Below are 16,232 nucleotides of genomic sequence, written 5' to 3'. Positions count from 1 at the left end.
AAACAACTTCTAAAGAGACTGACATGCTTCTCGTCGTTGATGTAGGAAACACGAATACCGTTCTTGGCTTGTACCGACCTGGGCACGAGCAGGCGGGTGCGCCTCCGCGATTCGATCAGATGGTGGCGCATTGGCGTGTGGGAACGATTCGCACCAACACTGCCGATGAATACGGAGTACTTTTTAGAAATTTGTTTGCGATGCAGAAGATCGATGCTGCAGAAGTAAAGGCGGTCGTGGTTTCGTCGGTTGTGCCACCGCTCGATTCCACTCTGCGAGAGGTCAGCGAACGCTACTTTCAAGCCAAGCCATTGTTCATTGAGCCGGGAGTCAAGACCGGCATGCCTGTGCTCGTCGATAATCCTGCAGAAGTTGGCGCGGACCGCATTGTGAACGGCGTTGCTGCCTTCGAGCGCTATGGCGGACCTTGCATTGTGGTCGATTTTGGAACGGCGACTACATTCGACGTGATCTCCGAACGAGGAGAATATCTTGGCGGAGTGATCGCTCCCGGAATAGGAATTTCTGCTGAAGCGCTTTTCGTACGCACCGCGCGTTTGCCCAAAGTGGACATTCGCCGTCCTGCGCGTGTGATTGGGACAAATACGGTGGCGCACATTCAATCTGGGTTGTTCTACGGATACATCGGGCTGACCGATGGAATCATCGAGCATATGATTGATGAATTGGGCGGAAAGAAGCCGAAGATCGTCTCAACCGGAGGACTCGCCACTCTGATTGCATCCGGTTCGCGCTATATCGGATTGGTCGATGAGATGTTGACGCTCGATGGAATGCGCATCATCTACGAGCGCAATACTGGCGCGCGCCAGGTGAAGAAGACGCATGCTGCCGGTGAGAGGCGGAGTTGAACTCTTTACTGCTGGACTCCAGGATCTGCGGAAGGAGAACCGGCAGCGCTTGCTTCTACGAGTGAAGGCGCCGGCATCGGCTCGGTCTGATAGTCTCGATTCGTGATATCAATCACGGCTTTGCCGATGATTCGCGTCTGCGCTTCTGAATGGAGATGCAGCGGCAGCGTGAAGCCATTCACGTGGGCATAATCCTGAATAAATTCGACCTTTTTGATGAAGAATGAGGGCGATTTTACGATCCGGCCTTGAGCTCGGACTAGCTCGCCGGAAGCTGCATCGAGATAGATCTTTCCTTTGAACAGTCCCACGCGCTTCTTGTGCGGCTTTACTTCATAGACATAGACGGGAACATCCTTAATCAGCGATGAACCTTTGTAGCTGAACTTGTAATTCGCCGAGCTGATGGCTGTCTGCGACTGCTCGCGGCGATGCACATGATCCACTTCCGACTGCAGCAGTCGCACAATCACGTTGCTCTTCACAAACGCGTCGCCCGACCAGCGCAGAGGAGAAAACTCGAGCGCCGCCGGAGCAGCATAGTGCTGCTTCAGCTCGAACTCGGCCTTTTGCGTTGAATCAGGCAGTTCGGCGTCTATGAGACTCGTAGCCGTGTAGCCGCCCAGGCCGGTGGTCTGAAGCTGCATCCCGAGCTCGTAAGTGGTCAAAGCGAGATCCGGCGTCAGCCGCGGCATCAAGGGAACAATCGAATACTCAGGCGCGGCGCTTGGTCCGACAAAAGCAGCTTGCGGCGTGGCGGAACTTTGTGCATGGGAAAAGCCGCTGAGCAGAAATGCCAGCGCGAACGGAGCAACCGACGGAATAATACGGCGCAAACCCATTAGAAGACTATTCCAGAGTCTCCCAATGTAGCGGATAAGGAAAGTAACTGAGGTAATACCTGTTATTCGCCGTGGGGGAGCCCTGCAAAGTTGCTGAGGATTAGACGCTGCATGCACCTCGAAGTCGCAAAAATGCAGCCTTCGCAATTTCAACCCGGAGGACTCGAAGGGGATCTGTTGAGGCAAGGCTCGACTATCGCGGTTTGACTTTGGCAATCGGGTTTTTGGGGATTCCTTTTTTATCTCCGTGCCCTCTCTGTTCAAATCTTCCGCGCAATGAGTTTGGTTAAGTGCTTATAATTTGTCATCATGCCCAAAACAGTCCACGCGGCGTGCTCGCACGATTGTCCGGATTCATGCGGAGTTCTAATCACCGTTGATGATCTCGGGCGTGCAACACGATTGCGCGGAGATCCCGCGCATCCGGTGACACGTGGGTTTTTGTGCGCCAAAGTGGCGAAGTATCTCGATCGGGTGTACTCGCCCGATCGGGTGCTCTACCCCATGCGTCGGATCGCGCCGAAGGGGCACGGCGTACGTAACCGTGAGGACGTGTGGCAAATCTTTGAACGAATTTCCTGGGACAAGGCTTACGACGAGATTGCGCGACGGTTCCGCGAAATTAGTTCCCAATTCGGACCTGAGGCGATTCTGCCTTATTCCTATGCCGGCACTACAGCGGTGCTCAGCTACGGATCAATGGACCGCAGGTTCTTCCATCGGCTCGGCGCATCGCAGCTCGATCGCACTATCTGCTCTACAGCAGGCGGCGAAGCATTAGTTTCCGTTCTTGGGCGAAAGATCGGAACTGATACAGAGCTGTTTCGGCGGGCGAAGTACATCATTGCGTGGGGCGCGAATATTCACGGCAACAATGTTCACCTGTGGCCGTTCATCGAGGAGGCGCGGCGTAACGGCGCAAAACTCGTCGTGATCGATCCTTATAAAACGCGGACCGCACAGTGTGCTGACTGGCATCTGCCCATCAATCCTGGAACGGATTCTGCGCTGGCACTTGGGCTGATGCACGTGATCATTGCCGAGAAGCTGTTCGACGAAGATTACGTACAGAAGTACGTTAACGGCTTTGAGGAGCTGACCAAACGTGTTCAGGAGTATGCGCCGCATCGCGTATCGGAATGGACAGGCATTTCGGCGGAGGACATCGTAAAGCTCGCGCGCGAGTATGCGACGACAACTCCGGCGGCTATTCGCGTGAATTACGGTGTCCAGCGATGTGAAAATGGCGGCACGAACATTCGCCTGATCACCATGCTTCCCTGCATCACTGGCGCGTGGAAGCACCCAGGCGGAGGCATCCAGCTTTCATGTAGCGGCGCATTCAAGCTGAACAAGGAAGTTCTGGAGCGCTCGGATTTGATGCTCAGCAGCCCGCTCGGTCGTCCCGCACGAGTGGTAAACATGGCGGAGTTAGGACAGGCGCTCACAAAATTGAGCGATCCACCCGTGAAAGCGGTTTTCGTTTACAACTCGAATCCAGCAGCGATAGCGCCGAACCACAACGACGTGGTGCGCGGATTCATGCGCGAGGATCTGTTTACGGTCGTACACGACCAATTCTTCACCGACTCGACCGACTACGCGGATATCCTTCTGCCCGCAACCACCTTCTTCGAGCAAAAAGACATTCAGCAGGCTTATGGGCATTACTACCTGCAGATTTCGAACCAGGCTATAGCGCCCGTAGGTGAATCGAAGTGCAATGTCGAAATGTTCAGCGAGCTTGCGCAACGAATGGGTTTCACGGAACCATGCTTCCGCGAAACCGTTGATCAGATGATCGATGCGGCGTTGGAGAGTCCTGATCCATGGCTCAAGGGCATCACGCGCGAGCGACTGCAGCGCGAAGGTCACATTCGGCTAAATTTCGGGACTGATGAGTTTGTCCCATTTGCGGAAGGCGGTTTTCCCACTTCCGACGGTAAGGCGCGAATCTGGAACGATGATCTGACGAAGCTCGGCCTCGATCCCGTCGGGAAATTTAAGGCTCCGGTTGAATCGCGGCACTCACAACAGGCGGCAAGGTATCCGCTGGAGCTTCTGGCACGAAAGGCCGATAACTTCCTTAACTCGACCTTTTGCAACCTCGGTTCGCACCAGCCACTCGAGCCCAAAATGAACAAATTGGAAATGAGCCGGGTAGATGCCGAGCTGCGGGGCATCTCGGAAGGCGACGCTGTCCGCATCTTCAATGATCGTGGTGAAATTCGGTTGACTTCGCTGGTCGATGGAGCAGTGCAGCCGGGAGTGGTCGCGACACGCCTCAATTGGACAAAGCTCATGCCGGATGGAATCGGCATCAACGCCCTTACTTCTGAACGGCTTACCGACATGGGTGGCGGGCCTACGTTCTATTCGTGCCTGGTCGAAGTCGAACGCGCGGGAGATTGAAAACTAGGGATTCGGTACTCCGCAAGCGGCATTCGGCGACACCCCGGAGACTCGCGATGTGCTAAGCGGTTATTCCAGAACGGGATAGACTCTCCGTCCAAGGCTGCCGGGCACTCTGTTGGCCGAAAGCGCGACTGGCGAATGCTGATAATGCGCTCCGGCAACCTACCTTTTAGCAACTCTCATCGTAATCACCTGTCTCCAATAGACGCTTGACATGGCAACTAGTCAGGCTACAATCTCCCAAAACCGGACAGAAAATTCCCGGAGTATGAGCGCTACCCAATCCACACCTGCAAAATTTCCTCCTCAGAGAATCAGCATGGAACAAGTCTGCAAGCATCCTCGCGTGCGTGTTGTCGCGCGCGAGGAAGACGCGGAATTTGTAGAGTGCCAGGAATGCGGAGAAGTCTTCGATTCGAGTGAGTTCAAAGATATGGCGATCGAAGAAAAATCCCGCGTCGCCGAACTCTAGCCCCGACTTCCATCTTCGCCACTGATTCCTAAATTGAAACGCAGTCAGGAGAGTTGTGTCTGAACGAGATCCGACGGGAGCACCGCCGGATTCTGTTGCTATCGCGTGCTTGCCAGTTCTGGGGTTTCGATTACTGCTTCCCGCAGGTACCGGGCTGCTTCTTCCGGCGATGTGGGATTGATGTAAAACCCGGTGCCCCATTCGAAGCCGGCCACCTTCGTCAGTTTGGGAATCAGTTCGATGTGCCAGTGGTAGTAGTCGGCCGATTCGCCGGCAATTAGTGGTGCAGTATGCAGCACCATGTTGTATGCGGGACGCTCGAGCACAGCGTCCATTTTGCCAATCACCAGCTTGATCATCTTCGCCAGGCTCTCAAAGTCGGCTGAGCTGGCATTTTCAAATGACGCCTCATGGTTCCTGGGCAGAATGCAGGTTTCAAATGGAAATCGAGGAGCATAGGGGGAGATCGTCACGAATCGCCGGTTTTCAGCTACCAAGCGAGGCTCCTCTCCCGAACTCTCCTGCTGGACCATATCGCAGAAAATACAGCGCTCTTTCAACTCGTAATACTTGCTGGCTCCCTCAAGTTCTTCAATGACCTGGCGGGGGACAATCGGCAGCGCGATCAACTGGCAGTGCGGATGTTCGAGGGTCGCGCCCGCTGCTTCACCATGGTTCTTAAAAATCAGGATGTACTTGAAGCGTCGATCTCGTTTGAGATCGACGATGCGATCGCGGAACGCCCAGAGCACATCTTCGATGCTCTTGTCGGGCATGTCGGCGAATGTCTGCCGGTGATTCGGAGTTTCGATAATGACTTCGTGGGCGCCGATGCCGTTCATGCGGTCGTACATTCCGTCGGCACGGCGATCGAGATTGCCCTCAATTCCCAAAGCGGGATACTTGTTCGGAACCACGCGGACCGACCAGCCCGGCTTGTCGCGCTCGCTTCCGTTGCGGTAAGCGAGGATCTCGGGCGGAGTTTTGCTCTCGTTGCCCGGACAGAATGGGCAGAACCCGCCTTTAAGAACCACGGTATGTCTGGTGAAATCGCTCGGCCGGCGCGCTCGATCGGTGGCGATAATGACCCAGCGTCCGCTGACGGGGTCCTTCCTAAGCTCGGGCAACTGTGGTCCTTTCCCTGCGGGCTACTCTCATTTTATGACATGGTAAAAGCATTCCTGAACAGGGTGATATCGGTAGAACCGCTGGAATCATCATTACTTTCGATATAAACACTAATTACGTCGAAGCGATGAGGCGGCTGTTTGCCCTGCGCGTGAGCGTACTGACGCAGGTACTCGCGGGAGAGCGAAGAGAGCGTCGCCCGCTTCTCTTCGTCGACGGCAGCTTCGGCGGGCAAAAACTTGCGACTCGCGCGAGTCTTGACCTCGATGAAGCAGAGTGTTTCCTTCTCAAACGCAATCAGATCGATATCGCCTGGACGGCGGGGAGAGCGATAGTCGCGGGCAATGATCGTGAAGCCAAGCTTTCGCAGATAGAAGTAGGCTTCATCTTCGCCGCGCGCTCCGAAGGCGAGGTGCGGCGCGATTTCGGGAGCACGCCCGAGGCGCGTGGTTAGACGGTCGAGGGCGCGGATGGTGAAGCGAAGCAGCATTTGCAGGTTGTCATTCCGAACCGCCTGAGTTTGGCGGTGAGGAATCCCTACGGTAGCCCATACTCCTGGAATTTGGATAGGGATTCATCACCGCAGAATCAGCGGTTCGGAGTGACAAGCGACTAGCCCTCCACCTGGCTGATGCATCTCTCGAGTACATCGAGAGCGTAATCGGCCTGCTGCTCACTGATGATCAGCGGAGGCGACAAGCGGATCGAGGTCTCTCCGCAGCCAAGCAGCAGGACGCCATTCTCGAAGGCGAGATCCACAATATGATCGCGTTCTTTCGAAACCGGCGTTTTGCTCTGCTTGTCCTTCACGATTTCGACTGCGAGCATCAGTCCCTTGCCGCGGACATCGCCGACCATCGGATGGTTTGGCACCCAGCTCAGCATGCGCTGCTTCATCTTGTCGCCGAGCTTGGCAGCATTAGAGAGACCCTGGCGTTCGATCACATCCATGCTGGCGAGCGCGGCGGCGATAGCTACCGGATTGCCGCCGAAGGTCGACGCGTGCGAACCCGGAACCCAATCCATCACGTTGGCGCGGGTCATCGTGATACCGAGCGGCATTCCTGACGCAATGCCTTTCGCGATGCAAACGACGTCAGGCTCGACTCCAGCGTGCTCGATCGCCCACCACTTTCCCGTGCGGCCGGCGCCTGATTGGACCTCGTCGGCGACGAGCATTATGCCGTGCTCGTCGCAGATGCGGCGCAGCTCGCGCAAGAACTCTCGAGGAGCGGGAACATAGCCGCCCTCGCCCTGAATAGGCTCAACGAAAATTGCAGCGAGCTCTTCCGGAGGAACCGTCGTCTTGAACAAGCGCTCTTCGATGAACTTCGCGCAGGCCAGCCCGTAGTCGCGCTCGCTGTTACCTTCACCGAAGCGATAGGTGTAGGGGTAAGGAACGTGAGTCACGCCGGGCACGAGCGGAGCGAACCGGCGGCGCTGCTGCGGCTTTGAGGCCGTTAGCGACAGTGATCCCATGGTGCGGCCGTGGAATGCTCCATAAAAAGCGAGCACGCCCTGACGCTTGGTGTGATAGCGCGCCAGCTTCAACGCGCACTCGATGGCTTCGGTTCCAGAGTTCCCGAAGTAAAACTTATGCGGACCTTTCATCGGAGCCACGCGGCTCAGCCGCTCGGCAAGCTGCGTCATCGACTCGTAGTAAAAGTCGGTGCCGGACATGTGGATCAGCTCGCCCGCCTGTCGCTGAATTGCGCCGACAACCTCGGGATGGCAATGTCCAGTGGAAGTCACCGCAATGCCGGCGGAAAAATCGAGAAACTCGTTTCCATCGACGTCCTCGATGATGGCGCCGCGTCCGCGCTTTACCACTAGCGGATAAGAGCGCGTATAGCTGGGCGAGATGAGGCGGTTGTCCTCAGCGATGATGCGCTTGGCATTCGGGCCGGGCAAAGTGCCTGTGATTTTGGGCAGAGCAGATTTAGTCTCTGCCGGACGGGTCATGGTTTCGGTGGCCATGTGGATTCTCCTCGCGAAAGAGAGCACGGAGTCCGTGCGTTGCAGCTCGCGGGCAGTTGCGTGCCCGCATTTCTGGCGAGGTGAGCCGGGTTAGTCGCCGGCGAAGAGATTCGGACGCACCTTAGAAGGAAGCACAGCCAGATATCGACGTGGTCCGGCCAGATACTTCAGCCAGCACGCCGCAGCGCCAAATACGCCAACGCTGATCAGAGCCAAATTGTGAGTTGCGCTCCGCATGCTTCTAAGTCGATTATACCGTTCGCCCACCACAGAAAGGACCGCCCTCGATCGGGTCTTTGGCACTTACCGAGTGTCTCGCAGTGTTGAAACTCAACGAGCAAAACCCGCGCGAGGGCGCGGGTCGGTCCGAGTCCAACCCTCCTACGCCACATTCGCTGAGGCATTTTCCGACTGGTCAGCCACTTCCTCCGGCTGCTCTGGCGCGGTCTGCGGCAAATGGAGTACGTCATTCAGCTTCGTGACCAGAAATGCCAGACTTCCTTTGGGCAGAGTGCAGGTGACGTGCTCAAGCAGGGGATCGTGAATCTCCTTGTAGCCGGTATGCAGGATGATCGGAATTGCTGGATTCTCCTCGCGCAGGAGTCGCGCAACCTCTCCGCCGGACATTCCGGGCAAACCGTAGTCGAGGATCACAGCGTTGAACTTGATCTGCTTAAACAGCTCGAAAGCGGAGGCGCCATCCTTGGCCGACACGACATGGAACCCCCGCCGCTGCAGCATGATCTCCATCGGCTTGAGAACGGCAGGTTCATCATCGACGCACAAAATCACGAAGTGGTTCTCGGCCATTTGGTCCCCTTACTACCTTTGACGCAAGAATATGCGCGCGGGACGTGCGCCACAAGAAACCGAAAGGTCATGTACCCGGTCTGCTGTGCGTCTCCTGTGTAAAGTTTTTTGAAGCTGGGGAAAACCGGGGACGCTCTATTAGGAAGTAGTTCTTTTGCACTAGCCTCCCGCCAGGCCAGGTTCCACTTTACAGGCGAAATCCGGATGGCGCGCAAGCGCTGTCTTTCGTAGCATCTCTGAATCCCCGACACGAAATGGCTACGCTGACCCAAATCCCGTCGGACGTTCGGCAGCCAGACAAGCACCGCCTGCAGGTTGGGACCAGTTTCGGCCTGGTTTACCTCTTTTGGGGATCAACTTACCTCGCGATAGCCATCGGCGTGCGTCACTTCCCCGCGACGGTGCTCGGTGCCCTGCGCTTCCCAATTGCTGGAGTGCTGATGCTCGGGTGGTGTCTGGCCACAGGAAAAAAAGTCTCAATCTCGAAGGGCGATGCCCTGCGGCTGCTGCTCGTAGGAGTGCTTCTGCTGACTGGCGGGAACGTGGTGCTGGCCTGGACCGAGCAGTACATCAACAGCGGTCTGGCGGCGATGATTGTTGCTGTCGTCCCAATCTGGGTCGCGCTTATTGAAATGCTGATCGGCGGAGATCGCCTCAATCGGCTGGGATGGACGGGCTTGCTGCTGGGGATCGGCGGCCTCCTTGCTCTGTTGTGGCCGAACATAACCACCGGGACGGCAATTGGCAAACGCGATCTCGCCGTTTGCCTGGTTCTCGTGCTCGGATCGTTGAGTTGGGCGACAGGGTCGGTTTTGTCCCGCCGTTTCACTTTGGGAATCGGGCCTTTCGCCGCAACCGGATGGGAGATGCTCTTCTCCGGCATCGTGAACGCCCTGCTGGCGTTTTCATTGCGCGACTTCCGCCATGCCGATTGGTCCCTCTCCGGCTGGCTGGCGATTCTGTACCTCGTAGTTTTTGGTTCGCTAGTCGGGTTCACCGCATACATCTGGCTGCTCGAGCATGTGCCGACGCCGAAAGTTGCGACCTATGCATATGTGAATCCGGCTGTGGCAGTTTTTCTCGGATGGCTTTTCCGCGGGGAGCACATCGATCGCTACATGGTGATCGGAATGATTGTCATCATTGGCGCAGTTGTCCTCGTAACCACTTCCAAGCTGCGCTCGAAACCACATGTGACGGAGCAAAACTCCGTTTGCCAGGCCACCGCCGATTAAAGATCTTGAACTCACTGCGTTTACAACCCGTGTTCAAGGTATGCGCCTCACAGCTCTTTCCAGTACTCTGAAGATGCAGCACCCCAGTATTCTGAAAATGCAGCACACAAGCGCGCATGGTTAGCCGTCTGGCTGTTTTCTTCCTGATATTCCTGATTGCTGAATTAGCTCCCGCGCAAAGCGCACCATCGCCCGCGAATTTTCGAACCGATGCCTTTCATGAAGGTGGAAACGAATATGAGGTCTGGTCTGGTTATTCGCCGAGCTCGCTGCAGTGGATCGGTAAGAGCGAAGGTCGGAGGCTGTTCATGGCGGGATTCGGCTGGCGTCGTGTGATTCTCGCAAGCAATTCCGTCGCCTGGAAGTTCACCGTCGACACTGTTCCGATCGCCTTGGTTTCTCAACCTACGATCGTCCTCAATCAAATCGGCACGTTTCAGGGTCAAACCTTTACGTGTGGCGGCCCACTTACCCAGGAAACTGTTCAAGAACCGTCGGCTTCAGATATCAGTCCGTGTTTCCATCCCGGACGACGCGTCACACGCGGTATTGGTCTGGAACCTGTTGGATTCGACTTTAATTTTCGTCGACGCCACCGTTTTCAGCCGGTGGTTGGAATCAATGGCGGATTTCTGAAGTTCACGCGCGATGTGCCGGTAGCAGATTCAAATTCATTCAATTTCACATTCTCCCTGCGCGGTGCCATACAAATCTTCACCAACGAATCGCATTCGATCACAATCGGCTATCGCTTTCACCACATCTCGAACGCCAACACCGGCAACCCGTTCAATCCGGGAATCGATTCGAATTTCATCTACGCTGGATGTAGCTTTCACAAGTGAAGCTGCCTGCGTGCACCGTTCGCCAAACAACCCTGTCAGTAGAAATTTAAACGCCGTGTGATCCTGTCATCCCGAAGCGATTCTCTGCGCGGAGGATCTCCCGCGACCCGTCGGACTGAATTGCCCCTGGCGTGGCTCCTTCAACAGGACCGCCTGGGCTGTTGGCTCAAAAAGCCTGGCGACTGCATATAAGTCGGAAGCACGACTGGAGATCCTTCGCGCAAAAGAAGCACCGGATGACAAACGTTTGGATCTTCGGAACATTCATCGTGAATAATGCAGGTGAAGCAATGCAGCAGTACGAAACAATTTGCGAGCAAGCCGCTGGCTATCCGAGTGTCCGAGGCTTTCTTCATCGCGCCACTAGCGGCAGCGACGGTCTGGTTCTTACCCACGGAGCCGGAGGGAATTGCAATTCACCGTTGCTGGCGGCGATGGCCCAGAATCTATCCCAAAATGGCATCTCTGTGCTTCGCTGCGAGCTTCCTTTTCGCCAACAGCGTCCGTACGGTCCTCCGCTCCGCACCGCGGAAGTCGATCAGCAGGGATTACGGCGAGCGGTGGAAGTATTGCGGACCATCGTGAGTGGTCGCGTTTTTCTCGGCGGCCAGTCGTATGGTGGGAGGATGGCAACAATGCTTGCGGCGCAAGAACATTCCGTTACTGATGGATTGTTATTGCTCTCCTATCCTCTGCATCCGCCGAACAAACCTCAACAGCTACGTACGGGGCACTTTCCTCAAATTCGCACGCGGTGCTTGTTCGTGCATGGAAGTCAAGATCCCTTCGCCACATGCGAAGAAATCCAGTCTGCATTGAAACTGATCCCTGTTCAGACCATGCTTTTGTCGATTGAAGGCACAGGTCACGAGTTGGTGTCGAAAAAGAACTCGGATGTGGGACGTCTGGATGGTGCAACTCTGGCCGAGAGAATCACCTCAAAGGTGTTCGAGATTTGGAATCGTTGAAACCAGAACCCTACGCCGCTAGTTCGAAACGTCGAGGAGGTGCCCTAGGAAACGTCAGCTGTTGGCTAGATCGGTTAGGAATTACTACTGACGTCATGCGGCGGACGCTCTCGACTCTGAGTCGCGGAGCGCACCGCGCGAGCCGTGCAGTCTAAGGAGAACGAACAAGAGCCGCGCTTAGCGCTGGCGTACGCGTAACGCGCGCATCAATCCGTCTTCTTAGCTCATAATTAACGTTGCTCATGAGCTCCAAAAGCCCACATTTCTACCCCGTAATCCTCGCTGGAGGCAGCGGCACGCGATTTTGGCCGCGCAGCCGACGCAAAATGGCAAAGCAAGTCCTGAACCTCGACGGCGACCAATCGATGATCCAGCAAACGGTCGCGCGCCTGCTGCCATTAGCCGACGAAAACAATTTCTGGGTTATCACCAACACGCACATCTTTGAAGTCATCAGCGGCCAGCTCAAGAAGGTTCCGCGCAAGCAAATCGTCTCCGAGCCCGTGGCGCGCAATACAGCTCCCGCGATCGGCCTGGCGGCCTTCTTACTCGATCGCCATGATCCCGAGGCCGTGATCGGCATGTTTCCCGCCGACCACGTCATCAAAGACGAGAAGCTCTTTCGCAAGATCGTCTCGGAAGCTATCGAACTAGCTGAAGCCGGCGACAACATGGTGGTGATGGGCATCAAGCCGAATCGTCCCGAAACGGGATACGGATACATCGAAGCGGGCGAGAAGCTGGGCGATGATCTTTTTCGTGTTCGCCGTTTTACCGAGAAGCCAAATCAGCAGCGCGCAGAAGAATTCCTAACTGCCGGCAATTATTACTGGAACAGCGGCATGTTTGTCTGGTCGGCGAAGACGCTAGTCAATGCTATGCGAGATCATCTTTCCGAGACCGCGCCATATCTGGAAGAGATCGCCGCAGCGTGGGGCACGTCGAAGTTCCAATCGATCTTCGAACATCTGTACGAAAAGTGCGAGAACATCAGCATCGATTACGCGGTGCTGGAACCGCGATCGGCAAAAGGTGAACACTCATCGAACCTCTACTGCCTGCGCGCAGATTTCGGCTGGAACGATCTCGGCTCGTGGGCTGCGCTTTTCGAGCATCAGCTTGCTCAGGGTAAGAACGGCGCCGGAGCAAACGTTATCGATGCTGAAGATCACTACGTCCTAAATGCGGAAGGAAATTACGTCTACGCGCCGAAGAAGTTTGTCGCCGCAGTGGGCGTGAAGAACATCGTGGTAGTGGAGACCGAAGATGCCATCCTCGTCACTACGCGCGAGCATTCGCAGGACGTGGGTAAGGTCGTGAAGCACCTCGCCGACAAGAAGCTCACCAAACTGATTTAGGCAAGCGCCTTGGCGACGCGGTGACGCATAGGATCGCAGCAAGCCTGAATCTGCACCTTGAGCGCAGACAGCGATTCGCCGCTCACCTGCAGGATCGCCGGCTGCAGGTGCTCTGAGCAAACCAGGCCCGCAACCTTCTCCTGCATCTTGCGCTTTACCTGATCGAGAACTAGCAGGTCGAGGCTCCCGGCGCCCAGCTCCCGTCCGTTCACTTTCATCTTGATCTGCATGGGCGTATTGTGCGCCGGACTAAGGTATTGCGGGAACCATGACTTAGGGGATTCCCATTACCTTGGTGTGCGTCCGTGTGTTCGCGGGTACTGAACCGAGGCTGCTGTGGCCGGAAACCACGTAAATTGCGGCTCTCGCGGGACGAATCGCCTCCGGTAAACTGGTGAGGGTTGGATCTCGGTAAACTCAATCCGCAACAAAGAGAAGGCGTCGAGCAGGTCAATGGACCGGTCCTGATACTGGCCGGCGCCGGCTCCGGCAAGACGCGCGTGATCACCCACCGCGTCGCGCATCTTATTGACGATCTTGGAGTTGCTCCCGATTCGATCCTTGCTGTTACCTTCACCAACAAGGCTGCCGCAGAGATGGGCGAGCGCGTGAATCGGCTCATCGGGCATGTCTCGGTCGCTCAGCCGCGGATTTCGACCTTTCATTCCTTTTGCGTCCGCCTGCTGCGGCGGGATATTGAGGCGCTTCGCGTTAACGGTCAGGGCCTGAGCAAGGATTTCGCTATTTATGACGAAGCCGACCAGCAGTCGCTGGTCAAGGCCGCGATTCGCCGCCTGGGAATTGACGACAAGCAGCTCACTCCGCGAAACGTTCTGGGCCGAATCTCCTGGGCGAAGAACCACATGCTCAATCCGCAGGAGGTCTACCTCAAATCCACCGATCCCAACACGGAACGCATTGCGCACGTATACGAGATTTACCGAAAAGAACTGCTCAAAGCCAATGCGCTGGATTTCGACGATCTATTGCTCGAAGCCGTACGCCTGCTGAAGAGTTCGGGCGAGGTGCGGCATCGTTACAACCAGCGCTATCAATACCTGCTGATCGATGAGTATCAAGACACGAACCGTCCGCAATACGAGCTGATGAAGCTGTTGGCGGGCGAGCATCACAACGTTTGCGTTGTCGGCGATGAAGACCAGTCAATCTACTCGTGGCGTGGCGCCGATATCCGCAACATCCTTGAGTTCGAGCAGGATTTTCCCGAGGTGAAAATCATCCGCCTCGAGCAGAACTATCGCTCGACGCAGAACATCCTCGAGGGCGCATCGGCGGTTGTCGCCAATAACAAGCAGCGCAAAGGCAAGCGCCTCTGGACCGAGCGCCAGGGCGGCACGCCGATCTATTACTACGAAGCTCCAGACGGCGAGAACGAAGCCTTGTTCGCTGCCGACTACATTTCCCGCTATCTGCGAGAGCCAGATGAAGGCGAGGAGCCCCGTAAGGCGGCAATCCTCTATCGCACAAACTCCCAGTCGCGGCTGTTCGAAGAAGCCCTGCGCCGCTATGGCCTGAAGTACAACGTCGTCGGAGGCTTCTCGTTTTATGAGCGAGCCGAGATCAAAGACATGATCTCTTACCTCAAGCTCATCCAGAATCCTGACGACTCAATTGCGTTCCTGCGCGTGGTGAATACTCCAGCCCGCGGAATCGGCAAGAGCACGCTCGAAGTACTCGAACGGCTATCGCTCGAAACCGGCGTGAGTATGTGGATCGCGATGGAGCAGGCGATCGAGCAGAAGCTAGTGCCTGCGCGCGCGGTAACTGCCTTGAGTGAGTTCAAGCAGATCATCGATGATGCTCGCGCCATGTTGGGAGGAACCTTCGTCGAGAAGCTCGCGGTTGATACGAGCACTCAGCAATCAGCAGTCAGCAATCAGCAGGAGCCTGAGCTTGAGGCAAGCAATGACGTGTCGCTGGCAGCGCAAGATCAAGCTGAAAGCGAGACCAGCTTTGATTTTGGCGTAAACGAGCAGCACGAGTTGTTCGCAGAAAGCGACGAGGCAGCATTTTTCAACGCCCTAGAGAACCGCGAAGAAGCTGATGAGCTACTCGTTCGCACCGAACGCGAGTCTCAGTCAACCGAAAACGACACAGGTGAGACACCCAGAGTCGAGGGCTTTCGTGCTCCCGGAGGAGCGGCCACGTTGCCTGAAGTGATCAAATTTCTCATCGATCGCACCGGGTACGTGAAGGTGCTCGAAGAAGAAGCTTCGCCGGAATCATTTTCCCGGATTGAGAACCTGCAGGAATTGGTGAACGCGGCACGCGACTCTGCCGATCGCGCGGAGACTCTCGGCGAGTTTCTCGACCACGCTGCGCTGGTCAGCGATACCGATCAGTACGAAGAGGGCTCGCGGGTTACGCTCATGACGCTGCACTCGGCCAAAGGGCTCGAATTCCCGCTCGTCTTCTTGGCCGGAATGGAAGAAGGCCTCTTCCCCAGTTCGCGAACGTTCCTCAATTCCGAACAGATCGAAGAAGAACGCCGTCTTTGCTATGTCGGCATGACGCGTGCGATGAATACGCTCGTCCTTAGTCGCGCGCGCTTTCGCCGCCGCTACGGAAACGATCTGCCGGATGTAAGCGTCCCATCACGATTTCTCGAAGAGATTCCACCGCAGTTGATGGAAGAGATCGGCGGAAGCTCCGGCAGCAGTCGTCGCAGCGCTTCCGCGGCGGAGTACGGAGAGAGCCGCCATTACAGCTACGAGGATGAAGATCAGAGTGCTGGTGCCCGAGAGCGCTTCGGGCGCTCGCTGTCGCCGGAGAAGAATTACTCAACCAAGCGCACGACCTCTGGCTCTCCTTATCAATCGATCGACAACATCGCCGAGTTTTTCGCTTCGCGGGGCAGGAAGTTCTCGCGTCCGAAGATCGACCTTCCCGAAGCTAGTGGCAAGCGCGGATTCCGCCCCGGACAGCGCGTGCGTCATCCGAAGTATGGCGAAGGCACCGTCTATAAGCGCGAGGGCGACGGAGACGACGCGAAGATTACGGTACAATTTCCGCAAGCCGGACTGAAGAAGCTGGTAGAAAAGTTCGCGCAGCTTGAACGAGTGTGAGCAAACAATCGCTCAGAAATCTATTGCGCTGGGGCGGTCTCGCGATCGCCATCATCGGTTTCATTCTGGGACGCACCGCGCACACACTGCGCGTGTACAAGGTTGCTCAGACACTGATGTGGATCGGCCTGGCGATGATCGTCGGCGGCATTATCGTGAGGATGTTCATCTCAGAGCCGAGGCGCTGACGTCAACGTGGAGTCGGGCGCCCTTTCAATTTCGAT

16 protein-coding genes are annotated in these 16,232 nt (G+C 56.2%); 9 read left to right on the top strand and 7 right to left on the bottom strand.

The features are described from left to right. Positions 1-23: 23 nt before the first annotated feature. Positions 24-872: a type III pantothenate kinase gene (locus tag VFU50_05985; GenBank protein HEU5232388.1), complete on the top strand. Its 849-nt coding sequence runs from the start codon at positions 24-26 to the stop codon at positions 870-872. Between the two features lie 5 nt (positions 873-877). Here the strand turns inward: VFU50_05985 and VFU50_05980 are convergent, their stop codons facing one another. Beyond that, positions 878-1,714 (bottom strand): hypothetical protein, encoded by an 837-nt coding sequence (locus VFU50_05980; protein ID HEU5232387.1) that lies wholly within the window; start codon positions 1,712-1,714, stop codon positions 878-880. Between the two features lie 309 nt (positions 1,715-2,023). Here VFU50_05980 and VFU50_05975 point away from each other — a divergent pair, with 309 nt between their 5' ends. Both VFU50_05975 and VFU50_05970 read left to right on the top strand, forming a co-directional pair. Beyond that, positions 2,024-4,126 (top strand): molybdopterin-dependent oxidoreductase, encoded by a 2,103-nt coding sequence (locus tag VFU50_05975; protein HEU5232386.1) that lies wholly within the window; start codon positions 2,024-2,026, stop codon positions 4,124-4,126. 322 nt (positions 4,127-4,448) lie between these two features. Further along, positions 4,449-4,601, top strand: coding sequence for a hypothetical protein (locus VFU50_05970; protein HEU5232385.1), 153 nt, complete (start codon positions 4,449-4,451; stop codon positions 4,599-4,601). A gap of 98 nt (positions 4,602-4,699) precedes the next feature. On the opposite strand, the gene galT is transcribed toward VFU50_05970, so the two are convergent. The 5 genes from galT to VFU50_05945 all read right to left on the bottom strand — a co-directional run bounded on the left by galT (position 4,700) and on the right by VFU50_05945 (position 8,516). Continuing rightward, the gene (gene galT, locus VFU50_05965; GenBank protein ID HEU5232384.1) at positions 4,700-5,728 is read right to left on the bottom strand and encodes a galactose-1-phosphate uridylyltransferase; all 1,029 of its coding nucleotides are present in this window, start codon (positions 5,726-5,728) and stop codon (positions 4,700-4,702) included. Between the two features lie 32 nt (positions 5,729-5,760). Next, positions 5,761-6,219, bottom strand: coding sequence for a YraN family protein (locus tag VFU50_05960; GenBank protein HEU5232383.1), 459 nt, complete (start codon positions 6,217-6,219; stop codon positions 5,761-5,763). A 122-nt stretch (positions 6,220-6,341) separates the two neighbouring features. Further along, positions 6,342-7,706, bottom strand: coding sequence for an acetyl ornithine aminotransferase family protein (locus VFU50_05955; GenBank protein HEU5232382.1), 1,365 nt, complete (start codon positions 7,704-7,706; stop codon positions 6,342-6,344). Positions 7,707-7,796: 90 nt separating this feature from the next. Beyond that, positions 7,797-7,943 carry a hypothetical protein gene (locus VFU50_05950; protein ID HEU5232381.1) on the bottom strand — a complete coding sequence of 49 codons (147 nt, stop codon included), beginning with the start codon at positions 7,941-7,943 and terminating at the stop codon, positions 7,797-7,799. A gap of 144 nt (positions 7,944-8,087) precedes the next feature. Continuing rightward, complete coding sequence (locus tag VFU50_05945; GenBank protein HEU5232380.1) at positions 8,088-8,516, bottom strand: response regulator; 429 nt, start codon at positions 8,514-8,516, stop codon at positions 8,088-8,090. A gap of 254 nt (positions 8,517-8,770) precedes the next feature. On the opposite strand from VFU50_05945, the gene VFU50_05940 reads away from it, so the two are divergent. The 4 genes from VFU50_05940 (at position 8,771) to VFU50_05925 (ending at position 12,922) form a co-directional block, all read left to right on the top strand. Then, a complete protein-coding gene (locus VFU50_05940; GenBank protein ID HEU5232379.1) occupies positions 8,771-9,751 on the top strand; it encodes an EamA family transporter in 981 nt (326 codons plus the stop codon). A 116-nt stretch (positions 9,752-9,867) separates the two neighbouring features. Beyond that, positions 9,868-10,596, top strand: a complete 729-nt coding sequence (locus tag VFU50_05935; protein HEU5232378.1) for an acyloxyacyl hydrolase — start codon at positions 9,868-9,870, stop codon at positions 10,594-10,596. Between the two features lie 236 nt (positions 10,597-10,832). After that, the gene (locus tag VFU50_05930) at positions 10,833-11,564 is read left to right on the top strand and encodes an alpha/beta family hydrolase (protein ID HEU5232377.1); all 732 of its coding nucleotides are present in this window, start codon (positions 10,833-10,835) and stop codon (positions 11,562-11,564) included. 242 nt (positions 11,565-11,806) lie between these two features. Next, the gene (locus VFU50_05925) at positions 11,807-12,922 is read left to right on the top strand and encodes a mannose-1-phosphate guanylyltransferase (GenBank protein HEU5232376.1); all 1,116 of its coding nucleotides are present in this window, start codon (positions 11,807-11,809) and stop codon (positions 12,920-12,922) included. Here VFU50_05925 and VFU50_05920 read toward each other — a convergent pair. After that, positions 12,919-13,152, bottom strand: coding sequence for a hypothetical protein (locus VFU50_05920; GenBank protein HEU5232375.1), 234 nt, complete (start codon positions 13,150-13,152; stop codon positions 12,919-12,921). The two genes, VFU50_05925 and VFU50_05920, sit on opposite strands and share 4 nt — an antisense overlap. A gap of 171 nt (positions 13,153-13,323) precedes the next feature. Between VFU50_05920 and VFU50_05915 the strand changes: the two genes are divergently transcribed. After that, positions 13,324-16,008 carry a UvrD-helicase domain-containing protein gene (locus tag VFU50_05915; protein ID HEU5232374.1) on the top strand — a complete coding sequence of 895 codons (2,685 nt, stop codon included), beginning with the start codon at positions 13,324-13,326 and terminating at the stop codon, positions 16,006-16,008. After that, positions 16,005-16,196: a hypothetical protein gene (locus VFU50_05910; GenBank protein HEU5232373.1), complete on the top strand. Its 192-nt coding sequence runs from the start codon at positions 16,005-16,007 to the stop codon at positions 16,194-16,196. Before VFU50_05915 ends, VFU50_05910 begins: the two co-directional genes overlap by 4 nt. The last annotated feature ends 36 nt before the right edge of the window (positions 16,197-16,232 follow it).

It is taken from the genome of Terriglobales bacterium (genome assembly GCA_035764005.1).
Lineage (GTDB): Bacteria > Acidobacteriota > Terriglobia > Terriglobales > Acidobacteriaceae > Gp1-AA112.
This window is presented reverse-complemented; position numbering and strand designations above follow the sequence as displayed.